The organism is Erwinia sp. V71, from assembly GCF_965644245.1.
In the GTDB taxonomy this organism is placed as follows: domain Bacteria; phylum Pseudomonadota; class Gammaproteobacteria; order Enterobacterales; family Enterobacteriaceae; genus Erwinia.
Map to the genome: position 1 here is coordinate 1 of NZ_CBFFRK010000338.1, position 229 is coordinate 229.

General features: G+C 52.0%; 1 protein-coding gene. It reads right to left on the reverse strand.

Features of this window, described 5'->3' with window-relative positions; all coding sequences use genetic code 11:
- Positions 1-229: DDE-type integrase/transposase/recombinase (locus tag ACSZO1_RS22870; RefSeq protein ID WP_437616707.1), on the reverse strand; the 229-nt coding region annotated here is incomplete at both ends.

The window sequence follows — 229 nt, forward strand, 5'->3', positions numbered from 1 at the left end:
TTTTTCTTTATCCGTTCGCGTTTCAGCAACTGGAAAAAGCTTTCTGCAACCGCATTATCGTGACAGTTACCGCGACGGCTCATGCTCCCCTCCAGGCCGTGTGATTTCAGGAACGACTGCCACTCATGGCTTGTGTACTGACTGCCCTGGTCCGAGTGAACCAGCACCTGTTTTTGGGGATTACGCCGCCATACAGCCATCAGCAGTGCGTTCAGGACAATGTTCTTTG